Annotated in this window: 22 protein-coding genes; 5 read left to right on the top strand and 17 right to left on the bottom strand. The window is 54.4% G+C overall.

Annotated elements, in window-relative coordinates; all coding sequences use genetic code 11:
- Positions 1-12: 12 nt before the first annotated feature.
- From ccoS to fnrL, 9 genes are all read right to left on the bottom strand, one after another.
- Positions 13-153, bottom strand: coding sequence for a cbb3-type cytochrome oxidase assembly protein CcoS (gene ccoS / locus NeNHUV3_RS06975; protein WP_048598412.1), 141 nt, complete (start codon positions 151-153; stop codon positions 13-15).
- The gene (locus NeNHUV3_RS06970; RefSeq protein WP_391480573.1) at positions 150-2,276 is read right to left on the bottom strand and encodes a heavy metal translocating P-type ATPase; all 2,127 of its coding nucleotides are present in this window, start codon (positions 2,274-2,276) and stop codon (positions 150-152) included. The genes ccoS and NeNHUV3_RS06970 overlap by 4 nt, the downstream gene beginning before the upstream one ends.
- Positions 2,273-2,752 (bottom strand): FixH family protein, encoded by a 480-nt coding sequence (locus tag NeNHUV3_RS06965; RefSeq protein WP_391480572.1) that lies wholly within the window; start codon positions 2,750-2,752, stop codon positions 2,273-2,275. Before NeNHUV3_RS06965 ends, NeNHUV3_RS06970 begins: the two co-directional genes overlap by 4 nt.
- A complete protein-coding gene (gene ccoG, locus NeNHUV3_RS06960; RefSeq protein ID WP_391480571.1) occupies positions 2,749-4,161 on the bottom strand; it encodes a cytochrome c oxidase accessory protein CcoG in 1,413 nt (470 codons plus the stop codon). The genes NeNHUV3_RS06965 and ccoG overlap by 4 nt, the downstream gene beginning before the upstream one ends.
- 181 nt (positions 4,162-4,342) lie before the next feature.
- Positions 4,343-5,206 (bottom strand): cytochrome-c oxidase, cbb3-type subunit III, encoded by an 864-nt coding sequence (gene ccoP, locus NeNHUV3_RS06955; protein ID WP_391480569.1) that lies wholly within the window; start codon positions 5,204-5,206, stop codon positions 4,343-4,345.
- Entirely contained in the window at positions 5,199-5,435 is a 237-nt protein-coding gene (locus NeNHUV3_RS06950) for a cbb3-type cytochrome c oxidase subunit 3 (protein WP_341246154.1), read from the bottom strand. Before NeNHUV3_RS06950 ends, ccoP begins: the two co-directional genes overlap by 8 nt.
- A 16-nt stretch (positions 5,436-5,451) precedes the next feature.
- Complete coding sequence (ccoO, locus tag NeNHUV3_RS06945) at positions 5,452-6,177, bottom strand: cytochrome-c oxidase, cbb3-type subunit II (RefSeq protein WP_341246153.1); 726 nt, start codon at positions 6,175-6,177, stop codon at positions 5,452-5,454.
- 12 nt (positions 6,178-6,189) lie between these two features.
- Positions 6,190-7,800 (bottom strand): cytochrome-c oxidase, cbb3-type subunit I, encoded by a 1,611-nt coding sequence (ccoN, locus tag NeNHUV3_RS06940; RefSeq protein ID WP_391480567.1) that lies wholly within the window; start codon positions 7,798-7,800, stop codon positions 6,190-6,192.
- 122 nt (positions 7,801-7,922) lie between these two features.
- Complete coding sequence (fnrL, locus tag NeNHUV3_RS06935; protein ID WP_341246152.1) at positions 7,923-8,654, bottom strand: transcriptional regulator FnrL; 732 nt, start codon at positions 8,652-8,654, stop codon at positions 7,923-7,925.
- Positions 8,655-8,708: 54 nt separating this feature from the next.
- Here fnrL and hemN point away from each other — a divergent pair, with 54 nt between their 5' ends.
- Positions 8,709-10,064, top strand: a complete 1,356-nt coding sequence (hemN, locus tag NeNHUV3_RS06930; RefSeq protein WP_391480565.1) for an oxygen-independent coproporphyrinogen III oxidase — start codon at positions 8,709-8,711, stop codon at positions 10,062-10,064.
- A gap of 77 nt (positions 10,065-10,141) precedes the next feature.
- Here the strand turns inward: hemN and dapA are convergent, their stop codons facing one another.
- The 3 genes from dapA to mnmD form a co-directional block, all read right to left on the bottom strand.
- Positions 10,142-11,011, bottom strand: a complete 870-nt coding sequence (gene dapA / locus NeNHUV3_RS06925) for a 4-hydroxy-tetrahydrodipicolinate synthase (RefSeq protein ID WP_391480563.1) — start codon at positions 11,009-11,011, stop codon at positions 10,142-10,144.
- Between the two features lie 80 nt (positions 11,012-11,091).
- Positions 11,092-11,964, bottom strand: a complete 873-nt coding sequence (locus tag NeNHUV3_RS06920) for a DMT family transporter (protein WP_391480562.1) — start codon at positions 11,962-11,964, stop codon at positions 11,092-11,094.
- Positions 11,961-12,617: a tRNA (5-methylaminomethyl-2-thiouridine)(34)-methyltransferase MnmD gene (mnmD, locus tag NeNHUV3_RS06915; RefSeq protein ID WP_391480561.1), complete on the bottom strand. Its 657-nt coding sequence runs from the start codon at positions 12,615-12,617 to the stop codon at positions 11,961-11,963. Before mnmD ends, NeNHUV3_RS06920 begins: the two co-directional genes overlap by 4 nt.
- Before the next feature lie 48 nt (positions 12,618-12,665).
- On the opposite strand from mnmD, the gene NeNHUV3_RS06910 reads away from it, so the two are divergent.
- Together NeNHUV3_RS06910 and NeNHUV3_RS06905 are read left to right on the top strand one after the other, a co-directional pair.
- Positions 12,666-13,688 (top strand): NAD(P)/FAD-dependent oxidoreductase, encoded by a 1,023-nt coding sequence (locus NeNHUV3_RS06910; protein WP_391480559.1) that lies wholly within the window; start codon positions 12,666-12,668, stop codon positions 13,686-13,688.
- Positions 13,688-14,080 (top strand): VOC family protein, encoded by a 393-nt coding sequence (locus NeNHUV3_RS06905; RefSeq protein WP_391480558.1) that lies wholly within the window; start codon positions 13,688-13,690, stop codon positions 14,078-14,080. The genes NeNHUV3_RS06910 and NeNHUV3_RS06905 overlap by 1 nt, the downstream gene beginning before the upstream one ends.
- Here the strand turns inward: NeNHUV3_RS06905 and NeNHUV3_RS06900 are convergent.
- Positions 14,077-14,601 carry an NADPH-dependent FMN reductase gene (locus NeNHUV3_RS06900; RefSeq protein ID WP_391480556.1) on the bottom strand — a complete coding sequence of 175 codons (525 nt, stop codon included), beginning with the start codon at positions 14,599-14,601 and terminating at the stop codon, positions 14,077-14,079. The two genes, NeNHUV3_RS06905 and NeNHUV3_RS06900, sit on opposite strands and share 4 nt — an antisense overlap.
- A 67-nt stretch (positions 14,602-14,668) precedes the next feature.
- On the opposite strand from NeNHUV3_RS06900, the gene NeNHUV3_RS06895 reads away from it, so the two are divergent.
- Positions 14,669-16,312 carry a thiamine pyrophosphate-dependent enzyme gene (locus NeNHUV3_RS06895; RefSeq protein WP_391480555.1) on the top strand — a complete coding sequence of 548 codons (1,644 nt, stop codon included), beginning with the start codon at positions 14,669-14,671 and terminating at the stop codon, positions 16,310-16,312.
- Here the strand turns inward: NeNHUV3_RS06895 and NeNHUV3_RS06890 are convergent.
- Genes NeNHUV3_RS06890 through cobO form a run of 3 tightly spaced genes read right to left on the bottom strand, consistent with a single transcriptional unit; the run spans position 16,295 to position 17,613 of the window.
- Positions 16,295-16,642, bottom strand: a complete 348-nt coding sequence (locus tag NeNHUV3_RS06890; RefSeq protein ID WP_391480554.1) for a Lin0512 family protein — start codon at positions 16,640-16,642, stop codon at positions 16,295-16,297. The genes NeNHUV3_RS06895 and NeNHUV3_RS06890 overlap by 18 nt on opposite strands.
- Entirely contained in the window at positions 16,639-16,992 is a 354-nt protein-coding gene (locus tag NeNHUV3_RS06885) for a Lin0512 family protein (RefSeq protein WP_341246142.1), read from the bottom strand. The genes NeNHUV3_RS06890 and NeNHUV3_RS06885 overlap by 4 nt, the downstream gene beginning before the upstream one ends.
- Before the next feature lie 18 nt (positions 16,993-17,010).
- Positions 17,011-17,613, bottom strand: a complete 603-nt coding sequence (gene cobO, locus NeNHUV3_RS06880) for a cob(I)yrinic acid a,c-diamide adenosyltransferase (RefSeq protein WP_048598394.1) — start codon at positions 17,611-17,613, stop codon at positions 17,011-17,013.
- Between the two features lie 130 nt (positions 17,614-17,743).
- On the opposite strand from cobO, the gene NeNHUV3_RS06875 reads away from it, so the two are divergent.
- A complete protein-coding gene (locus tag NeNHUV3_RS06875; RefSeq protein ID WP_391480553.1) occupies positions 17,744-18,064 on the top strand; it encodes a hypothetical protein in 321 nt (106 codons plus the stop codon).
- On the opposite strand, the gene cobN is transcribed toward NeNHUV3_RS06875, so the two are convergent.
- Complete coding sequence (gene cobN / locus NeNHUV3_RS06870) at positions 18,061-21,738, bottom strand: cobaltochelatase subunit CobN (protein WP_391480551.1); 3,678 nt, start codon at positions 21,736-21,738, stop codon at positions 18,061-18,063. The genes NeNHUV3_RS06875 and cobN overlap by 4 nt on opposite strands.

Genomic DNA, 21,738 nt, shown 5'->3' with positions numbered 1-21,738 from the left:
TGGCGCGGGGCCTCATTCATCATCAAGTAAAATACGGGCTGCGTTGCCTTGGGCGTCATCAAATTGGTCAGACTTCACGGCCCATAAAAAAGCAGCAAGGCCGAGCCCACCCAAGATTAGGGATATCGGAATGAGGACAACTAATACGTTCATTTGACGGATCTCATGCGCTGCGAATTAAGCAACACTGTAATGGAAGAAACTGACATTGCCAGCGCCGCCGCAAGGGGGGTCGCCGCCCCTGCAAGCGCGATGGGAATTGCGATCATGTTGTAGGCCGCTGCAATAGCGAAGTTCTGTTTGGATAGGTCTTGGGTCGCCTTGGCAACGCGCAAAACCATGGGCAGTGCGGTAAAGTTGTCTTTCAAAATGACCACATCAGATGCGCTGCGCGATGCCTCAAGCGCCAAGGCCGGCGCGATCGATGCATGTGCTGACGCCAATGCGGCGGTGTCATTCAGCCCGTCCCCAACCATGAGAACACGTTTACCCTCCGCCTCCAGCGCGCTGATCCGCTCAAGCTTATCAGCGGGACGCGCGTTTGCAGTGATCTTTAGTCCGATCCGTTTAGCAAAGCTGTGCGCAGGCTCGGTCGCGTCGCCGGTGACAACTTCTGCAGGCAAGCACAATTCCGATAACGCCTCACGCACACCGGTCCGCAGGGTTTCGGGTGCTTCAAACTGAATTGGGCTTGCGTCACCGATGCGCATGCCCAACCCCGAAAATGACGCACCAAGCCATTGACCCCGTCCAAGTTGAACCTCCTGAGCAAGATATCGCCCCTGAACACCTTGGCCGACAACTTCTGTGATGTCCTCCAAGGGGGCGGGAGATTGCGTTTGCAATTGCTCAACCAATGCACGCGACATCGGGTGGTGCGAGACTTGTGCCAACCCAAGCGCGACCGCGCGCTCTGACTTGGTAAGGTTTTCTGGCACGTGGACGGCGGGTTTCGTCAAAGTCCCTGTTTTGTCGAACACAACGTAATTCACCTCCGCCAGTCGTTCGAGGGCGGTGGCGTGTTTGACCAGAAAGCCCGAGTTGAAGAGCCTGCTGATGGCGGCAGTTGTGACTGCTGGAACTGCTAAACCAAGGGCGCAGGGGCAGGTAATGATTAGCACCGCAATCGCGATATTGAGGGCATGACGTACGTCGCCGCCGATGACCCACCATGCTAAAAACGCGAGCAATGCCAACAAGTGGACGGCCGGTGCATAGATCGCGGCGGCCCGGTCGGCCAGCGCGGTATAGCCGTTGCGCCCGCTCTCCGCCAACTCCACCAGTTCTGCCATCCGGCGCAGAGTTGTGTCTTCACCAACGGCGGTTGCGCGAATTTGTAGCGGTCCTGCGAGGTTCACTTCACCTGCTTGAATCTCTGATCCTTGGTTCAAGGGCACGGCCGCACTTTCGCCTGTCAGAAACGACCGATCCATCAATGCGGCTTCGCTCAACAGAACCCCGTCTACTGGGACGCGGGTGCCTGCGGGGACAGCGATAATGTCATCAATGGCCACTTCTGACAGTTGCACCGTTTGCGCGACACCGTTCCGAATACGGTCAGCCGTATGACTTTCAAGCGCAGTCAGTTCTTTGGCCGCAGAACGTGCCGCAGAGCGTGTTTGATGGTCAAGATAGCGACCAATTAGCAAAAAGAAGGTCAGCGACACAGCTGCATCAAAGTAGGCGTGTTCCCCACCATTCAAGGTTTCAAACAGCGACATTCCAGCAGCCAATATGATGGCTAGAGAGATTGGCACGTCCATGTTCAAACCACCTTTACGCAGTGCACTCAGAGCATTTTGAAAGAACGGTTGGGCGGAATAGGCGACGGTTGGCAGGGCGATCGCAGCCGAGATCAGGTGGAAGAAATCGCGCGTTGCGTCAGAAGCACCGGACCAGACAGCCACGGACAAGAGCATCACATTCATCATGGCAAAGCCCGCGACGGCCATACGGATTAACAGGTTGCGGCCTGCTTTATCCGTGGTGTTTGCAAGTGTCGCAGCATCCAGAGGATATATCTCAAACCCGAGCGATTTTACGGCAGATATGATGGCGTCTGATTGTACCGGACCAGTTACTGTAAGGCGCTTTAGAGACAGATTTACACGAACGGACTGCACGCCGTTTTGGCTGGCCAGCCCGCGTTCAATCTTTCCGATACAGGCGGTACAGTGAATTGTTGGCAACGAAAATTGCATCGCATCAGGTGCATTGCTTGCCGCAAATTCTGCGGGACCCGTTGCGCCGATGCAGGCAGGGCAGGCGGCTGTCATTTCGGGGTCTCTACGATGATACGTTGTTGAAATAGGGTGCCGTCTTCTGCGCGGGCCTTCAGGCGCAAGTTCCAGTTGCCCGCACCCGCCACCACTTTGGCGCGAAAGGACATGCCGTCGTGCACGAACTGCGGCGTTTGATCTGCGGCAACAGATGTGGCGCGGCCAAAGATAGCTTGTTCAATACGCGGTGCGATGGGGTTACCGTCTTGCACAATGGTCAAGATTAACTCGTCGTTTTGTACTTTGGCGGCGACAGACCAGCCCAAAGCAAGTTGCGCTGCCCTGTCTTGGTTGAAGGACTGACTGGCAACGTAAGAGTTTTTCACCTCAAGACCTGGGAAGGTGCGCACTGCGTTGAACGCCAGCGTTAGGTTGACGGAGATGATAATCCCGAAGGCCGTGGCGAAAACGGCAAAGACGTGCCAGCCCTTGATCGTGAAAGCCGTGGGTGTGTTTGGGCGTACTTGGGTCATTGTGAAACCTTTCCGTTAAACGTGGTGTCGCGGTAGGCGCGTTCGGTGCTTGAGATGTCCTCGACCCAGATGCGGACGGGCGTGTTTGCAGCACGTGCGGCAGGGTCCGTGGCGCGCGCAGTCAGGTAGACACGTTTGAGCTGTGTGGCATTCGCGGGCACATCAAAAGTCAGGCGACCATCAGTTCCGTCAACGTCAATGCGTAGAATTTCATCGCTCGAAAGGCTTAGGTGAAACTGGCGTGGCTCACCTAATTTGTTGCGCAGGCGTACTTCGTAAACGTTGCGGATGGCCCCATCAGACTGAACGATGAATGTCGGATTACGCACGGGGCTGACGGTTAATTCAATGTCTGTGCGCACGAACAAAGCGTACACAAGACCCACACCAATCAGAGACCAAAGCGCCGTGTAGAGTATGGTTCTGGGGCGAAATACGTGCTTCCAAATTGCTTTGGGGGGATTGCCAGCGCGCTCTGCTGTTTCATCTGATAGAGCCAGATAATCAATTAATCCGCGCGGCTTGCCGATTTTGTCCATGACGTCATCACAAGCATCAATACACAGCCCGCAGGTGATACATTCCATTTGTTGGCCGTCGCGAATATCAATTCCCATGGGACAAACATTGACGCAGGCCATGCAATCAATGCAGTCTCCGGCGCCTTCGACGCGCTGTTTGCCGCGCGGCTCACCACGCCAATCGCGGTAGCCGATTGTTAGGGTATCGGGGTCCATCATTGCGGCTTGAATGCGCGGCCATGGACACATGTAGATGCAGACCTGCTCGCGCATGAAACCACCAAAAACAAACGTTGTGGCAGTCAGGACCGTGATCGTCCCATAAGCAACTGGATGTGCCGAGAGCGTTGCAAGCTGGTTCAGCAGGGTCGGCGCATCGGCAAAATAGAACACCCATGCGCCACCTGTTGCCACTGCGATCAGAAGCCAGACAATCCATTTGGTGATGCGCAGACGCCATTTTTTCAGTGTCCACTTGGCATTATAGAGCCTAACGCGGGCATTTCTGTCGCCCTCAATCCAGCGCTCGACTAGAATGAACAGGTCGGTCCACACGGTTTGTGGGCAGGTGTAGCCGCACCACACGCGACCAAGTGCCGAGGTGAACAAAAACAACCCCAGACCGGCCATGATGAGCAGCCCTGCTACAAAGTAAAACTCGTGGGACCAAATCTCGATCCAAAAGAAGTAGAACCGCCGGTGCGCCATGTCGATAAGCACTGCTTGGTCTGGCAGGCTTGGCCCACGGTCCCAGCGTATCCACGGCGTCAGGTAGTAGATCCCCAAGGTGACGGCCATGATCCACCACTTAAGGTTTCGGAATTTGCCTGACACGCGCCGGGGAAAAACCGGTTCTTGGGCGGCATAAAGGGGAAGGTTTTCTGACATGTGTTTGTTCCTGTTCGCAGGATGAACATAGACGCTGAAGGGGTGAGCTGACCTTGATCTGGGTCAAACATATGCAAAATTGTGAGGGTAAAGGATGTGCCCCGAAGCGGCAGCGTTTTGCGAACAGGGCCGCTTCGGGGTGTGAAAGAGGCCATCGGGAGGAGACCTCTTTCTATCCGTCTTATTCGCCACCGCCGAGGGCGTGGACATAGACAGAAACTGCGCGCACATCGGCCTCAGACAAACGTTGCCCCCATGCGGGCATCTGACCAAAACGTGCGTTGCGAACCGAGTGTTCAAGGGCGCTACGATCACCGCCGTAAAGCCAAATTGCATCAGCCAGATTTGGTGCGCCAATGTCGCGATTGCCTAGTGCCGCTTCTCCGTGGCAAGCCGAGCAGTTCTCTTCAAAGACCGCTGCTCCCTGATCTGTAATGCTGGCATCGTGATCCGGGGATGAGAGGCTGATCACATGCTCAACGACTGCTGCAATTTCAGCGTCCTCGAGGATTTCATCAAAGGCGGGCATCTCAGACCAGCGCGCATCGTCATCCGTTTCGTTTCGAATGCCGTGGGCAACCGTTGCCGCGATGTTTGTGATGTCGCCGCCCCAGAGCCAGTCATCATCAAGAAGGTTCGGATAGCCAACTGCACCCGCAGCACCCGAGCCGTGACACTGGCTACAATTGGCGCGGAAGACAGCACCCCCCCGAGACACTGCATAGCGATGCAGGTCATCACTTGGGGGCAAGGTCTCTAGATCAGCTGCAACAAGTTGAGCTACAAGGTCTTCGTTCTTGGCCTCATGCTCGGCGATTTGTGTGGCGACTTCGCCGCGCGTTGAGTAGCCAAGCATGCCTTCGGTCGCGCCGCTGATCATGGGCCACGCGGGATAGGCGATGGTATATGCAATGCCCCAGATAATAGTGGCATAAAGGGTCCAAAGCCACCAACGTGGTAGCGGGTTGTTCAGTTCTGAAATCCCGTCCCAGCTGTGGCCCGTTGTCTCAACGCCGGTCGCATCATCTACTTTTTTATCAGACATCGAATTGTCCTTTCGCGTTCAAAGCAGCGGCGTTGCATTTGCACGTTGCACATGTCCCAGAGCAGGTTTTGGCGCTGTCATCGTTGCGAAACGGGATCATGCTTGCCTCTGTGCGGGCGCTGCGTTGGCTTGGCAAAAATGCCCAGATGCCTGTCCCGATAAAGAAAACAAACATGGCCAAAAGAACCCAGCTGTCAGCAATTTGGCGGAGCAGTGAATAGGTATCCATTGTGGACCTCCTTTGATTAGCGGCTTGCGTCAGGGGTGAATGTTGAGAAGTCGACCATGGTGCCCAAGACTTGGAGATATGCGATGAGAGCATCCATTTCGGTCAACTCTGGCTGACCATCAAAGTTCGACACCACAACACCGGGATAGCGATCTTCTAGGCCGTCATAGTCACTGTCGGGGTCAGCTTGATTACGCAGATCGACAACTGCTGCCTCAATTTGCTGATCCGAGTAGGGAACTCCCACAAACCGGTGGGTTCGCAAGGTTGCCTCGGTCTGGTTTGTTTGAAGATCAGCCGACGCCAAGAAGGCGTATTTCGGCATGATGCTTTCGGGAACAACGGATTGCGGGTCTTTGAGGTGATCCACATGCCAAGCATCTGAGTATCTACCACCAACACGTGCCAAATCAGGACCGGTGCGTTTTGACCCCCACTGAAACGGGTGATCGTATTGCGATTCGGCCGCCAGTGAATAATGCCCATAGCGTTCGACTTCATCGCGCATCGGACGGATCATTTGGCTGTGGCAGGTATAGCACCCCTCGCGGATATAGATGTCCCGACCCGCCAGTTCGAGCGGGGTATAGGGGCGCACGCCTTCTACATCCTCAATTGTGTTTTCGAGCCAAAAGAGCGGTGCAATTTCGACCATGCCACCGACAGTCACCACCAAAAGAGATGCTGTCAAAAGCAGGGTTGGAGAACGCTCGAGGATTGCGTGTTTATCAAGAAAAGCCATTGAACGACCTCCTTATTCTGCGGGTGAAAGATTGAGTGCGCCGGGGACCTTGGCCACCGCGGGTTTCGCCCCGCGGATGGTCATCCACATGTTCCAGACCATGACCAATGCGCCGGCCAGGAACAGAACCCCGCCCAAACCACGGACTACATACATTGGGAACTTTGCGCTTACTGTGTCTGCAAAGGAATTCACGAGGAACCCTTGGTCATCGACCTCGCGCCACATCAGGCCTTCCATGATGCCAGTGACCCACATTGACGCGGCATAAAGAACGATACCCAACGTGGCCAACCAGAAGTGCCAGCTGATCGCGCTGACGGAATACATCTGCTGACGGCCCCAAAGTTTTGGAGTGAGGAAGTAGATACAGGCAAAAGTGATCATGCCGTTCCAGCCAAGTGCGCCAGAGTGAACGTGACCGATTGTCCAGTCTGTGTAATGTGAGAGCGAGTTCACGGCGCGGATCGACATCATCGGTCCTTCGAATGTGGACATGCCGTAAAAGCCCAGTGACAGCACAAACATACGCAGAATTGGATCAGTACGAAGTTTGTCCCATGCCCCTTGAAGCGTCATCAGACCATTAATCATGCCGCCCCATGAGGGCATCCAAAGGATGATCGAGAACACCATGCCCAAGGTCGATGCCCAGTCTGGCAACGCCGTGTAGTGCAGGTGGTGCGGGCCTGCCCAGATGTACAAAAAGATCAGTGCCCAGAAGTGAATGATAGAAAGCTTATAGCTGTAAACCGGACGGCCTGCTTGTTTGGGGACGAAGTAGTACATCATGCCCAAGAAGCCCGCTGTCAGGAAGAAGCCAACGGCATTGTGGCCGTACCACCACTGGGTCATTGCGTCTTGTACGCCCGAAAAGACTTGGACGGACTTTGATCCCCAGATGCTGATAGGAATGGACAGGTTGTTGACCACGTGAAGCATCGCCACAGTGATGATGAAGCTTAGGAAAAACCAGTTGGCCACATAGATGTGCTTCTCGCGGCGCTTGAAAATTGTTCCAAGGAATACGGCCAGATAAGTCAGCCAAACGATGGTCAACCACAGGTCTACATACCATTCCGGCTCGGCGTATTCTTTACTTTGCGTACCACCCAAAAGGTAGCCGGTTGCGGCCATCACGATGAACAACTGATAGCCCCAAAAGACAAACCATGCGGTGTTGCCACCCCAAAGCCGTGTGCCCGATGTCCGTTGCACGACATACAACGACGTGGCGATCAGTGCGTTACCGCCAAAGGCGAAAATTACGGCAGATGTGTGCAATGGGCGCAGGCGGCCAAAGTTTGTGAATGGCTGGCCCCAGTCAAAGTTTAGGGCAGGGAAAGCAAGCTGGAAGGCGATAAACGTGCCCACCAAAAAGCCAGCAATGCCCCAAAACGCCGTGGCAATGACGCCCGCACGGATGACCCCGTCAAAATATGCGCCTTCCGGTGCAATTTTCTGTGGCTCGTCTGATGTGCGTAGCACCCAAACAAGCATCCCAAAAGCCACCACCATGATGATCACGGCATGCAGCTTATACGCCAGATCATAGCCGTTACTTGCCGCAACAGCGGCAATGAATGTGATGAGGCCCAAGATTATGATTTTGAAGTAATCCATGAAACGCCCTCGTAATTCCAAAGCACCTTTGTGATGCCTTTGTTCGCGAGGTCGTTTTATGAAGATGCGGCGGGGTCGGTCCTTGATCTACATCAAGAGTCTCCGCAATTTTTGGAATATGTTTAAAAAATAATTCCGCCGTCAGAGTCGTCGCCAGTTGCCTCGTGCAAGGCGGATAGATCCTCGACCACAAGGTGTTTGCGGTCATTAAAGCTGAGAACGCCGTCTTTCTTGAGGCTGTTTAGTTGACGGCTGACTGTCTCAAGAGTGAGGCCAAGAAAGTTCGCAATTTGGTCCCGAGTCATTGGCAGCGATACACTGGCGGTGCCGTTGTCTTCGGGAAGCTGTGAGCGGCGGACAAGCATCTCAACAAAAGTTGCGATTTTTTCACGGGCGGTTTTACGACCCAGCAACAGCATCCAATCGCGGGCAACGTCCAGCTCATCAAGTGCCAGTTCCATAAGGCGTTGTGCTACATGGGGCGTTGTCTCGACCAGTTGCTCAAACGGCTCTTTGTTGAAGCAACACAAAGTGACATCTGTTGTCGCTGTGACATCAAATTCAATCTCGTCGCGTCCGGGTCTGCCAATGAAATCCGACGCCAGCAAAAGACCCACCATTTGGGTGCGACCGTCTTCTAATGTCTTTGAAAGAGATGCGACGCCTTGCACCAGAGATGCAACATACTCCAGCTTCTCACCACGCCACAAAATAGTCTCACCCGCTTTGAAAGTGCGGTAGGATTTCATGCCTTCAAGCGTCAAAAGCTCATCCGTATCGCATTTTGCACATACGGCGCGATGGCGGATCGGGCATTCACTACATCTTACTGCGTTATCGACAGAAAACTTCATTACGGTTGATCTATATCAAGGACTGTTGGCTGACGGTATTTAATACCAAATCACATGGAAAAGATAGCACTTCTCAATAAATATGGGCTGTTTGACGCGAAAGTTCCGCGCTACACAAGCTACCCCCCAGCCAATCATTTTGAAAACGGCGTTGGGCCTCGGCATCAAGATAGTTGGTTGCGCGCAGTTCCAGATGGGGCGGAAATTTCTGTTTATGTCCACATCCCATTCTGCAAAAGGCTGTGTTGGTTTTGTGCATGCCGAACCCAAGGGACAAAAACGCTGCGCCCCGTTGATGCCTATGTAGAGGTGCTGAAAGCCGAGATCACAAAGGTGCGCTCGAAGTTACCGAAGGGTGTGAAGATGGCACGTCTTCACCTTGGGGGCGGGACGCCAACTATCCTGTCTGCAGATACTATGCGCGATTTGCTTGGTAGTATTTTTGGCGCGTTTGAGTGTATGGAAACACATGAGTTTTCCGTAGAGATTGATCCTACCGAGGCATCAACTGAATTGCTGGATACGCTGGTCGAATTTGGCCTTAACCGCGCCAGTATCGGCGTGCAGGACTTTGCCGAGCACGTACAAGACGCCATTGGCCGGCCCCAGACTTTTGAACAAACCGCACGCGTGGTGACACATCTGCGGGCTGCGGGCGTACCGAGCATTAACATGGACTTGCTCTATGGATTGCCCACACAAACGCATCAGAGCTTTCATGCGACGATCGACGATGTGTTGAAAATGCGTCCCGATAGGCTGGCTATTTATGGCTATGCGCATGTGCCTTGGATGTCGAAGCGGCAAGTGATGATCAATGAAGCGGATTTGCCAAAGCCAATTACCCGATTTGAGCTGGCCGAGATTGCACAGCGCCGTTTTGTTGATGCGGGCTACGGTATGATTGGAATTGATCACTTTGCCCTTGCGACCGATAGCCTTTTTGACGCCGATGCGCGCAGTCAACTTCGCCGTAACTTTCAGGGCTACACAGATGATACTGCGGACACTTTGATCGGGTTTGGCGCTTCAGCCATTTCGAAATTTCGCGAGGGGTTCATTCAAAACGCGCCGTCAACTTCTGCCTACCAAGAGAGAATAGCTGACACCGGCTTTGCTGGTCACAAAGGCTACGTGATGTCTGACCATGATCTGCTGGTCGCGCAAATGGTTGAGGACCTAATGTGCCGTTTTGCGATTGATGATAAAAAGCTGATGGCTGCTTTTCCGGATCAAGCGACTGTGATCCGTCAAACGGTTGTCAGCCTGATGAACGAATTTCAGGACCTGCTGTTCATTGGTAAGGAGGGCTTAACGTTGCGGCATCAGGCCTATGCGTTGGTCCGTATCATCGCCAAACGAATTGATGATTTTACGTCTGTCGGCGAAAGCCATTCTGCCGCAGTTTGAATGCAGAACTTGGTCAAAATAAAAAGGCCGCCTCCAAAACTGGAAGCGGCCCTTTCAAACGTGTTGTTAGGTGACGCTTAGAGCAGCCCTGCAAATTCCATCGCAGATTTAATGGCGTCTTTTGTCCCTTGGCTCAGTTCAATCAGTGGTGAGCGTACTTCTTCCGTGCACAGCCCCAGCAATGACATGCCGTATTTTGCGCCACAGGTGCCTGGTTCCATGAAGATCGCCTTGTGAAGCGGCATAAGCACATCAAGCTGCTCTAGAGCTGTTGCGTAATCGCCCCGCAAAGTCGCGTTCTGGAAGTCTGCGCACAGTTTTGGTGCAACGTTTGCAGTTACCGAAATGCAGCCAACGCCGCCATGTGCGTTAAACCCGAGGGCTGTAGCGTCCTCGCCGGAAAGTTGCACAAAATCAGTATCGCATGTCATGCGGGTCAAAGGTACGCGCGACAAATCACCTGTCGCATCTTTTACGCCGACAATCATCTCATGCTTGGCCAGCTCACCCATCGTTTCGGGGCTCATGTCCACAACAGAGCGACCAGGGATGTTATAAATGATGATTGGCAAACCGCAGTCCGCAGCAGCAGTGAAGTGCGCGATCAGACCGCGTTGTGTGGGTTTGTTGTAATATGGCGTCACGACCAGCGCCGCATTTGCTCCGGCACCCTTGGCGGCTTGCACAAGGCGCACGGTCTCGGATGTGTTGTTGCTACCCGCACCTGCAATAACGGGCGCGCGACCGGCTGTGTGGTCAATGACGGTCTGCACAACCAAATCATGCTCAGAGTGGCTCAGAGTAGGTGACTCGCCTGTTGTGCCGACGGGTACAAACCCGTGTGTGCCGTTGTCCAAATGCCAATCAACCAGCTTTTTCAGCGCGGCAAGATCCACTTGGCCGTTCTGAAACGGCGTGATGAGTGCGGGAAGAGACCCTTTGAACATAACACGCTCCTATTGGTTGAAGGGCGCAGATGCGCGCCGTTGGTGTATCCCGCGTGAATGCCAAGGATGTGTGATGATGTCTAGAGGGGCTCTTGGTTTGCGCGCTTTGACCGGAAGATTGTGAACAGCCCTGCGCCCACAATAATGATGCTACCAATCACAACGTTCATCTCGAGAACTTCGCCGAAAATGGTGATGCCGATACCCGTTACGAAGACCATGTGCAAAAAGTTAAACGGGGCCAAAGCACTGGCTTCGGCCAATGTATAGGCCTTGATCAAGAGCGCATGCCCAACAAGGCTGGTCAGGCTTAATGTGCCCATCCAAAGCATATCACTTGGGGACATTGGCTCAATGAACCAAATTCCAATCGCTGTGGTGATCAATGCCCCAAAAACGCCTGTGTAAAAGATACTGGTCTCCGCACTGTCTTGTTTAGCGACAAGGCGGGTCAGAAGGGAATAAACGGCAAACATAACCGAAGACAAAAGAGCTAGCAGCGCCGCAGGGGCAAACACACCAAAGCCCGGTTGCAGGATGACAAGAATACCGATGAAGCCGACGAAAATGGCAACCCACCTGCGCCACCCGACAGCTTCGCCAAGCATTGGGCCTGACAGGGCAGCCACGATAAGCGGGAAGGCCGAAAAGATGACAATCGTCTCAATTAGACCAATGAGCGTAAACGCGAAAATTCCAACGCAAACCTCAAGCGCCAGCAACAGGCCACGGCTAATCTGTAACCAAGGCTGATTTGTTTGCGCTGCCTTTTTGATCCCGCCGCGGCGCAGGGCCAACATCAGAACAAACGCCGCAAAGACCCAGTAGCGGATCATCACCACCATCCACACGTTATAAGTGCCTGCAAGGTGCCGTGAGATGCCGTCTTGGATCGCAAAAATTGCGAGTGCTAGCACCATAATGGCGATGCCTGTGCGGGTGGTGTCGATCATCGTTTCCCCACGCTCATGTGACGTTTCCGGCCAAAGCCGCTTATCCGCTCAACAGTAAAGCCAGCGTCTAACAGCTTTTGGCGCACATGACCTGCGGCGGTGTATGTGGCGAATGTACCGCCGCGCTTTGTGTGGTCGCCGACTGCGGTCATTAGATCAGCGCTCCAAAGCTCGGGGTTTTTGGCGGGGGAAAAACCGTCCAGAAACCACGCATCCGCTTGCCCTTGCCAGTTGGGAACTGTTTCACGGGCGTCGCCTTCTATGATGGTCAACTGAATGTCAGAAGGAAGCGCTTTGCCAGCCAAAAACTCCAGCAGATGTTCTGTAAGGGGGGCAAGCTCTGTAAATGGTGCAAGTGCTGCACGGGTATCTTCGATCGACAAAGGGAATGCCTCAAAGGAAGTGAAGTGTAGCGTACCTTTGCACGCTGATTTGCGCCATGCGTCCCATGTCGCCAGAAACGACAGACCGGTGCCAAAACCGAGTTCGGCAATGTGAAAACCGTCAGCGAAGCGTTTGGTCAGCTGATTGCCGTCGTGAAAAACAAAGCGGGTTTCTGCAAGCCCGTCTTGCAGCGAATAATACGGATCATCAAAGCGGCGCGCGATTGGTGTGCCGTCTTGCCATTCAAGATCGCCGTGCGACTGGTCCATGGGGTTACCTTAAGCTAGATGTGATAGCAGTGGCGCAGGAGCAAAGATTTGGCAACGTTTGATGTAACAGTTCGGGGTGCGGGGGTGTTCGGGCTTAGCGTGGCGTTTTGCTGTGCCAAGCGCGGCGCAAAGGTGCGTGTGATTGACCCCAACGGCGTCGCTGCGGGTGCAAGTGGCGGTGTTGTTGGTGCGCTAGCGCCCCATGCGCCGGACAAATGGAACTCCAAAAAGCAGTTTCAGTTCGAGAGCCTGCATGAGGCGGAAAGCTTTTGGCAGCTTGTTGAGAGAACGGCGGATGCGAAAACTGGCTACGCCCGCACAGGCCGCTTGCAACCCCTATTGGATGAGCGCGCAGTGCATTTGGCCCGCGAAAGGGCTGTGTCAGCGCAAGACCTTTGGGGTGATGGATATACATGGCAAGTCGTTGAAGCGGCGGGTGATTGGGTGCCACAATCGCCTACAGGGCTGCTGATCCAAGATACTTTGACGGCACGCATCCATCCGCGTGCGGCGACCCAAGCGTTGGCCAAAGCGGTTGTTGCCTTAGGCGGGCAGATTGCCCCCGAAGGTCCGGATGAAGGTAAAGTTGTGCTGGCAACAGGGGTCAGTGGTCTGCAGCAAATGTCTGAGAAATTGGACAAGCCTGTGGGCAATGGTGTGAAAGGGCAGGCCGCGGTGCTTGATTTTGATGCCTCTGACCGGCCCCAACTTTTTGCAGACGGGCTTCATATTGTGCCACATTGGAACGGTACCGTAGCGATCGGTTCCACGTCCGAGCGACTTTATGAGCACACTGATGTGGATGATCAATTGGACGATGTGATTGCGCGTGCGAAGTCTTTGTTTCCTGTCTTGGCTGACGCATCGGTGATTGAGCGCTGGGCTGGCTTGCGGCCCCGTGCCAAATCGCGCGCGCCTATGCTGGGGGCTTACGGTGATGTATATGTTGCCAACGGCGGGTTCAAAATTGGCTTTGGCATGGCGCCCCGGGTGGGTGAAACTATGGCCGCGCTTGTTTTGGATGGCGTTGATGAAATTCCAGATGCGTTTCGGGTGGAGGCCTTATTGTAATGCGTGTTGAAGCACTTGATCATCTTGTTCTGACAGTCGCGGATGTTGCTGAAACTGTTCGTTTTTACGAGGACGTGTTGGGCATGCAGCCCGTACGGTTTGACGCGGCGGATGGCACATCCCGTTGGGCGCTGATGTTTGGGGAGCAAAAGATCAACCTGCACCAAGCGGGCGCAGAGTTTGTACCCCATGCAGACAACCCCAAGTCAGGGTCAGCTGATCTGTGTTTCTTAAGCGATCAGGCGGTGTCTACATGGGTGCAATGGTTCGAAAAGCACCACGTCGAAATTGTTGATGGTCCTGTTGAGCGCACAGGCGCGCAAACCAAATTGCTATCGGTTTATGTACGTGATCCCGATGGCAATTTGATTGAGGTTTCAAACGCCATTTAGCTTGGGCGCAGCTTTGCCATCAGCTTCTCAATACCTGCTACTGTACGCTCGTTGGTCAGGTGCCCGTTTTCGTCGAACGCGTCAGAACTGTTGGCAAGCATCACTTCGGGTCCGCTGATGACGTGGGCCATGAACGGGTTCATCGCGAGGCGTAGGTTTGACTGGGCCCGCTCTCCGCCCGCGCGGCCTGCTGCAGCTGACAAAATTGCAACTGGCTTATCTTGCCATACGCTGCCCTCAGTACGGCTTACCCAGTCCAATGCGTTTTTCAAAACACCCGAGATGCCTTTGTTATACTCAGGTGTTGAAATGACCACTGCATCCGCTGCTTTGATCTGATCCGCGAGCACCTGAACCGAGGCAGGAATGCCCTCAGCGGCCTCTATATCACCATCATAAAGTGGCAGGTTCAAATCAGCCTCGACATAGGTGCTAGCGCCGCCAATGCGGGCAGCTTCACGAATGAGTTTACGGTTGGTGGCCTCTTTACGCAGGCTTCCAGAAATGCCGAGTACATGCATTGGCTTGTCCTTTTGTTGATACGCGTGTCAGGTAAGGCAAATCGATGACAGAGCAAGGGCAGTGATCATGCAGCATGGTGGAAAAATCTTGGCAGCGCAGCTTGCAAAGATGGGTGTTAAGCGGGTTTTCCAAGTTCCGGGCGAAAGCTTTTTGGCGGCTCTGGATGGCTTGCTTGATCACGATATTGAAGTTGTTACCTGCCGCCATGAAGGTGCTGCGGCCATGATGGCTGAGGCACATGCAAAACTCACGGGCCAAGTTGGGGTGTGCTTTGTGACCCGTGGCCCTGGTGCTTGTAATGCCTCTGCGGGAATTCATATCGCGCGCCAAGACAGCAGCCCGGTGGTGATGTTTGTCGGTCAAATTGCGCGATCCGATCGGGGGCGCGAGGCGTTTCAAGAAGTCGACTACCGCCAGATGTTTGGTGATTTGGCGAAGTGGGTTGAGGAGGTTGATCAGACTGAACGCTTGCCAGAGTTTATCCAACGCGCTTTTCAAACGGCATTGTCAGGGCGGCCTGGTCCCGTTGTGTTGGCGTTGCCCGAAGATATGCTGAGCGCGGCCTGCAACGATGTACCCCTGCGTGAGGGTGCCGTGCTGCATCAAGCATCTGATCTAGCAGAACCCGCGAAGACAATCATGGAGCGGCTCGAAAGTGCGCAGCGTCCTCTTCTTGTTGTGGGCGGCCCGCATTGGTCCGCAGACGCGGCACAGAGTTTGCGTGAGTTTGTCGAGGCTAACAACATTCCCGTGGCCGCAGGGTTTCGCCGGCAAGATTACATCGACAATCAAAGCTTTGCGTATGCCGGTGATTTGAACGTTGGCCTGAACCCCAAGTTGGCAGCATGCTTCAAAAAAGCTGATTTGATCATCGCGCTTGGTAGTCGGTTGGGCGACATCGAAACGCAGGGCTATTTCCTGATGGCAGACCGAAAAGCGTTGGTTCATATCCATGCGGGTACTGAAGAAATTGGCCGTGTTTGGCCGACAGAGTTTGGTGTTGTTTCCCGTGCTGATGAGATGATCGCGGCGCTGCACAAGTGCGCGCCCCTTCAACGCCAGCCTGATTGGATGGCCGAGTGCCGCGCAGCATATGATGCATGGCTACAGCCCACGGAAAGCCCCGGAGATGCGAAGCAGGAAAACATTATCGGTTGGCTGTCGGAGACCCTGCCCAAGGACGCGATTGTCACGAACGGCGCGGGGAACTACGCCGCGTGGTTGCACCGTTATTTCAGCTACAAGAGCTACGGCACACAGCTTGCGCCAACTAGCGGCAGCATGGGGTATGGCTTTCCTGCTGCGATTGCAGCCAAACTTGAGCATCCTGCCAAAACGGTTGTTTGTTTAGCGGGCGACGGCTGTTTTCAAATGACGCTTAACGAAATGTCGACAGCGATGCAGCACGGTGCGTCCGTAATCGTGATTGTTATGAATAACCGGCGCTACGGCACCATTCGGATGCACCAAGAAAAGACATATCCTTCGCGCGTGAGCGGAACTGATATGGCGACCCCTGATTTTGCCGCCCTTGCCCGCGCCTATGGGGGTCACGGCGAGACGGTGCAAAATGACGGTCAATTCGCAGAAGCGTTCAAGCGCGCTGAAGCCAGTGGCAAAGTTTCAATCATCGAAGTGCAGCTTGATGAGGACGTGCTTTCAACGGGTCAATCGCTTAGTGCGACCCGTGCTTTAGCCTTGAAAGGGTAAAAATGCCTCAACCGCTGCAGTGGCAATAACGATGGTTTGGCCCGTTGCGGGGTTTGCACTGTTGTGTCCGCCTTTCACGCCCTTAACCGTTGCTTTGCCGCGCGGAAGTTTCGCGGTTAGCGCGTCAATATCAAGCTTTTCGGGCTCTGCCACACCAACGGTGACTTGCACGCGCATCATGTCGTGGGAAATACCCAAAGCCTCGAACATCGGAATAGATGAATGGCGCAGGGCATCTTCAATCGCACGCGCTGCGGCTTTTGTGTAATCCATACCGTAGAGGTCATTGCCCATGCCCATTTCAATGATGAAACGTTGATCAATACTCATGCGGTACCCTCCAGTTCGAGAGACACATGAATGACCGCGTGGGCCATGATGGTGGGGTTGCCACCTGCGGCCTCTGGGCGAGGAATATCAAGGCCGCCGTGGTGTGTCGTTATGTTGATTTGGCCGTACGGGAACACGGATTTCAGGCGCTCTGTGTCCACCGTATCTGGCGCTTGGCAGGCAATCTCGACGTCGATGATCATGTCCTCTTTGTCTTTGCCAAAGAGCTCCGCCAGATTGATCGAGTTGTGCCAAAGTGCATCCTTCAGGGCCTTTTCAGAGGCGGCTGTGTAATCTAGCCGGCGCAAGGAGCTGCCCATGCCAAATTCAGTCAACAAACGATGCTTCATGAGTGCCCCCAGCTTTGCCTAAAACTCAACGCCAATTTGCGCCTTGATACCCGAGCGGAACGGATGCTTGATCAACTCCATCTCAGTGACCAGATCGGCGTGTTCGATCAGTTCGTCTTTGGCATTGCGGCCTGTCAGAACGACGTGGGTCATATGGGGTTTGTGATCGCGTAAGAAGGCTACGACCTCGTTCACGTCAAGGTAATCATAGCGCAACGCGATGTTGATCTCGTCGAGCAGCACCATTTTGTTGGCGTCATCCAAGATCAGCTCTTTTGCCTTGGCCCACGCCGCCTGCGCCATTTCGGTGTCGCGTGACCGGTCTTGGGTCTCCCAAGTGAAGCCCTCGCCCATGGTGTGAAACGCACAAGTATCAGAGAATTTGGATAGGATCAGATCGCGCTCACCTGTGGACATGCCACCTTTAATGAACTGCACAACAGCGCATTGCATATCATGCGCGATACAGCGGAAGATCATGCCAAAGGCCGAGGAAGATTTACCCTTACCTTTGCCAGTGTGAACAATAACAAGGCCCTTTTCATCGGTTTTAGTCGCCATGATTTTATCACGAGCAACTTTCTTCTTGGCCATTTTCATTGCGTGGCGATCATCATCCATGTCCGGCTCCTATCCACTTGATGTGTCGTGTCGATCTAAGAGGGAAATACCTGGGAGGGCAATGGGCGTTAGGGCTTTGTTAAGGGATATTGCCGATTAGTGAAGACGTAGCGAGTTAAGGAGATTTGCGATGCGTCTGTTTTGGTGTGCCGTTTTGGTATTGGCGGGATGTGATATGGGCGGGCCTGCGTTCATCGGGTTGGAGCCAATGCGCATTTCTGTTGGCGGAAGCGATTTTACGGTTCGTCAACGAAACGACCGCGCAGAGGTCATTCGCACCAATATGGAGTGGGCACCGGACGCGGGTGCGGTTGCTGATAAAATGTTGATCGCTATCCAGCAAACTACTGGATGCATCGTTCGTAAGGGCACACTTAGCGGCGATCAGGCAAAGGCTGTTGCGCGCCTAAAATGCGTGGATGACGGAACCTATGAGATCAAACAGCGCTAGCGTTTGTAGGCATCAATGCGCGCTCGGGCCGAGTTTGAGCGGGGGACCCACAATCCACGGTCAATAGCCTCTTGAAGGCGACCGGCGATGTCGCGCAACGCGGGGTCATTGTGTTCTGCGATAAAGTCACGGGTATCATCATCTGCCAAAAATGCCTCTTCCACGAGGTCAAAGTGGTGCTGCTTTACAGCGCCTGTCGTAGCGGCAAATGCAAACAGATAATCCACTGTTGCAGCAATTTCGAAAGCGCCTTTGTAGCCATGCCGCTTAACCCCATCGATCCATTTGGGGTTCACCACACGTGACCTGACAACACGGCCAATCTCATCATCAAGGGTTCGGATTAACGGGCGTTCAGGGCGCGAGTGGTCGTTGTGATAAACCAGTGGGTCTTTGCCCTGTAGCGATGCCACAGCCGCCGCAGCGCCACCTTCAAATTGATAGTAGTCGTCGCTGTCCAGAATATCATGCTCGCGATTGTCTTGGTTTTGCACAATCGCATCTACTTGTGACAACCGCGCGCTTAGGCCGTCGCGGTCACGCGCGCCTTCAAGGTTTGCGCCGTAAGCGTAGCTACCCCACTCAAGATAGGCATCACCCAGATCAGCTTTGTCGCTCCAGAGACGCTCATCAATCATGGCTTGCAGGCCAGCACCGTAAGCGCCGGGTTTGCTACCATAAACGCGCGGCCCTTTGTTTAGCGCGGCATGGTTGTCAGGTTCATCCAGTTCTTGAATTGCGCGTGCAGCGCTGTCCACCAGCGCGATTTGTTGCGGAAACGCATCACGGAAAAAGCCCGAGACACGCAATGTCACGTCAACCCGTGGTCGGCCCAGAACGCTGTGCGGGATAATCTCAAAACCTGTGACGCGGCGCGATGCCATATCCCACTTGGGTTTAACCCCCATCAGTGCCAGTGCTTGTGCAATATCGTCACCGCCGGTACGCATATTGGCTGTGCCCCAAGCGGTCAGCAACAAGGCGCGGAGCCAGTCGCCGTTGTCCTGAAGATGCTTTTCAATCAGCAGGTTTGCCGACTTCCACCCAAGGGTCCACGCGGTTTGTGTGGGAATCGCGCGGCTGTCGACGGAATAAAAATTGCGGCCCGTTGGCAGTGTGTCCAAGCGACCACGGGTAGGGGCACCTGACGGACCCGCGGGGACGGCCAAACCGTTCAACCCGGTGAGCAGTGCGTTTGTTTCTGCGAGGCCACAGGCTGCAACGGTTGGGCGTACCACTTGGGCGATATGCTCCATAACCAACGCGCTTTCTGGGCCCGGGGCGTGCGCAGTTTCATCCAGCAATTTGATGGCGAATTCTTCAAGGCGCTCAACTGTGTCGCCTGCCGTGCGCCACGTGCCGCCGCCAAGTGCGTCCGGCTTGGGACCTGCCCACGGCGCGGACATTTCGCAATTCAAGGGATCAAATCCAAGCTCAAAGTCACGGGCAAGCGCGCCAATCAACGACGCATCCACACCCTCACCGCTGCCGCGTGCTACACGGGTCAGCGCAATCGTTAGATCACGCTCTTGGGTATCTGTGGGGGAGGTGCCGAAAATATGCAGGCCGTCGCGAATTTGCGCTTCTTTCAGCTCGCAAAGATAGGCGTCCAGCTTTGCAAGATCAGTATCTTCATCAGCCCCGTTCATGCCAACATCACGGTCAATTCCTGTTGCTGCGGTCAGGGACAAAATCTCGCGGCGCAGATGGGTGATCCGGCGTGGATCAACACCAGCGGCTTCGTAATATTCATCCACGAGGGCCTCAAGATCTTTGAGCGGCCCGTAGGTTTCAGCGCGCGTTAGCGGCGGGGTGAGGTGATCAAGGATCACAGCCTGCGCGCGGCGTTTTGCTTGGGTGCCTTCGCCGGGATCGTTGACGATGAACGGGTAAAGGTGCGGCGTGGGACCAAAGACAACTTCGGGCCAACACGTTTGGGAAAGCGCTACTGCTTTACCTGGAAGCCACTCGAGGTTGCCGTGTTTGCCCATGTGCACAATTGCATTGGTACCCCAATGGTGGCGAAGCCAGATATAAAACGCGAGATAGTTGTGCGGTGGTATCAGATCAGGTGAGTGGTATGTTTCCTCAGGATCGATGTTGTAGCCACGTGCAGGCTGGACACCGACCACGGCATTACCAAACTCAAAGATCGATAGTTTGAAGCCGTCTTCTTGTGCCTGCGTCGCGGATATTTTTGAACAAAAGAAGGGATCGTCTGTTGGCGCGCCCCATTTGTCGTTCATCTGTTGTTTGATGTCATAAGGCAGCGCGTTGAAGTGTTGTTCGTAGATGCTGAGCGGAAGATGCACGCCGCCAGTTGTCTGTGCACGGTCCGTCAGCCAGTTGGTGGGACCCTCCATGATCATATCCATCAGTGCCTTGGATGAGGCAGGGGGCGCAGTGTTGTAACCGTCACGGGTAAGTGCGCCAAGCGCATCAACTGTTGCAGCTGGCGTATCAAGGCCCACGCCATTTGCGAGGCGGCCGTCTTTGTTGGGGTAGTTCGCCAGAACGAGCGCCACTTTTCTGTTTGCTTTGGGGGTGTGCCGCAGCTTTGCCCAGTTGGCTGTAAGCTGTGTGACGAAATCAATTCGGTCACCTACGGCTTGATACGTTGCGATGGGACATTGGGTTGCCTCGTCAAAATAGGCCTCGCCCTTGAACGATACAGCGCGGCTCAAGATGCGGCCGTCTACTTCTGGCAGGGCTACATTCATCGCGATGTCGCGTGCGGACAGTCCCGTCAAACCGTCTGCCCATGCGTCTTGTGAACTTGCTGATAGCACGACCTGAAATACGGGTGCTTGATTGGCAGCAGCGCTCGTCAAAGGGTTTTCCGGTGTGTTTTGCTCATGCGGGCTACCAACTGCAAAAGACGTACAGTTCAAAATGCTGGCTGGCGGTGCTTCGCTAAATAGATGCTCAAGGGTGGCTTGGCTAACAGGGTCTTTTAGGGACGCCACAAACACTGGCATTGGGTTTAGCCCCGCTCGCAACAGTGATTTTACCAAACGGTTTATGGGGTTCAGGCCTGCGCCTTGGACAAGCGCGCGGTAGAAAATGATTGGAACGACTGGCGCGTTTTTGGTCCAGTTTTCTTGTAGGCTGGCCATCGTGGGGGATTGCTCGCCCGGCCAATAAAGTCCTGCGCGTAGCAATGGCGCGGCTGCTGCCGGTGATGTCCCGCGCCCAAGCATGGCATTGGTGTATTCCAGAAAACCAGTGGCGTTGGCCGGGCCGCCTTCTGTCAAATATGCCCAGAGTGCGTCGTAGTCTTCATCGCTTACGGTCGACAGATTGCGCAGCTCTGGATCAGGTTTGTCATCACCGGGCAACAAAGCCAAAGGTATGTCGTTGTCATGGCAATTGGCGGCGTATTGCTCAACGCCGTAGCGCCAGTATCCCGTTCCCCCAAGCACCCGCGCAATTATCAGTTTTGAGCCTGATGTGCAGTCTTGGATGTGCAAATCAACGGACATCGGATGCATCAAATGCATCATGCTGGCCAGTCGTAGTGTAGGTGGAGACTGCATCTCGGCACGGGCGCCAGACAAGGCTGCCAACTCTGTGTCTGCTGCTGAAATGAACACAACATCCGCTGGCGTTTGGCCAAGGTCTACGGGTTCTTTCCCGTCATCAATTGAACCGGGTGTCGCGGCAAGAAGGTGCAT

The sequence above is a fragment of the Nereida sp. NH-UV-3 genome, assembly GCF_042939535.1.
Taxonomy (GTDB): domain Bacteria; phylum Pseudomonadota; class Alphaproteobacteria; order Rhodobacterales; family Rhodobacteraceae; genus Nereida; species Nereida ignava.
This window is presented reverse-complemented; position numbering and strand designations above follow the sequence as displayed.

Coding starts and splice junctions, on each gene's coding strand:
- ccoS (WP_048598412.1), bottom strand. CDS start 153: ATGAACGTATTAGTTGTCCTCATTCCGATATCCCTAATCTTGGGTGGG.
- NeNHUV3_RS06970 (WP_391480573.1), bottom strand. CDS start 2,276: ATGACAGCCGCCTGCCCTGCCTGCATCGGCGCAACGGGTCCCGCAGAA.
- NeNHUV3_RS06965 (WP_391480572.1), bottom strand. CDS start 2,752: ATGACCCAAGTACGCCCAAACACACCCACGGCTTTCACGATCAAGGGC.
- ccoG (WP_391480571.1), bottom strand. CDS start 4,161: ATGTCAGAAAACCTTCCCCTTTATGCCGCCCAAGAACCGGTTTTTCCC.
- ccoP (WP_391480569.1), bottom strand. CDS start 5,206: ATGTCTGATAAAAAAGTAGATGATGCGACCGGCGTTGAGACAACGGGC.
- NeNHUV3_RS06950 (WP_341246154.1), bottom strand. CDS start 5,435: ATGGATACCTATTCACTGCTCCGCCAAATTGCTGACAGCTGGGTTCTT.
- ccoO (WP_341246153.1), bottom strand. CDS start 6,177: ATGGCTTTTCTTGATAAACACGCAATCCTCGAGCGTTCTCCAACCCTG.
- ccoN (WP_391480567.1), bottom strand. CDS start 7,800: ATGGATTACTTCAAAATCATAATCTTGGGCCTCATCACATTCATTGCC.
- fnrL (WP_341246152.1), bottom strand. CDS start 8,654: ATGAAGTTTTCTGTCGATAACGCAGTAAGATGTAGTGAATGCCCGATC.
- hemN (WP_391480565.1), top strand. CDS start 8,709: ATGGAAAAGATAGCACTTCTCAATAAATATGGGCTGTTTGACGCGAAA.
- dapA (WP_391480563.1), bottom strand. CDS start 11,011: ATGTTCAAAGGGTCTCTTCCCGCACTCATCACGCCGTTTCAGAACGGC.
- NeNHUV3_RS06920 (WP_391480562.1), bottom strand. CDS start 11,964: ATGATCGACACCACCCGCACAGGCATCGCCATTATGGTGCTAGCACTC.
- mnmD (WP_391480561.1), bottom strand. CDS start 12,617: ATGGACCAGTCGCACGGCGATCTTGAATGGCAAGACGGCACACCAATC.
- NeNHUV3_RS06905 (WP_391480558.1), top strand. CDS start 13,688: ATGCGTGTTGAAGCACTTGATCATCTTGTTCTGACAGTCGCGGATGTT.
- NeNHUV3_RS06900 (WP_391480556.1), bottom strand. CDS start 14,601: ATGCATGTACTCGGCATTTCTGGAAGCCTGCGTAAAGAGGCCACCAAC.
- NeNHUV3_RS06895 (WP_391480555.1), top strand. CDS start 14,669: ATGCAGCATGGTGGAAAAATCTTGGCAGCGCAGCTTGCAAAGATGGGT.
- NeNHUV3_RS06890 (WP_391480554.1), bottom strand. CDS start 16,642: ATGAGTATTGATCAACGTTTCATCATTGAAATGGGCATGGGCAATGAC.
- NeNHUV3_RS06885 (WP_341246142.1), bottom strand. CDS start 16,992: ATGAAGCATCGTTTGTTGACTGAATTTGGCATGGGCAGCTCCTTGCGC.
- cobO (WP_048598394.1), bottom strand. CDS start 17,613: ATGGATGATGATCGCCACGCAATGAAAATGGCCAAGAAGAAAGTTGCT.
- NeNHUV3_RS06875 (WP_391480553.1), top strand. CDS start 17,744: ATGCGTCTGTTTTGGTGTGCCGTTTTGGTATTGGCGGGATGTGATATG.
- cobN (WP_391480551.1), bottom strand. CDS start 21,738: ATGCACCTTCTTGCCGCGACACCCGGTTCAATTGATGACGGGAAAGAA.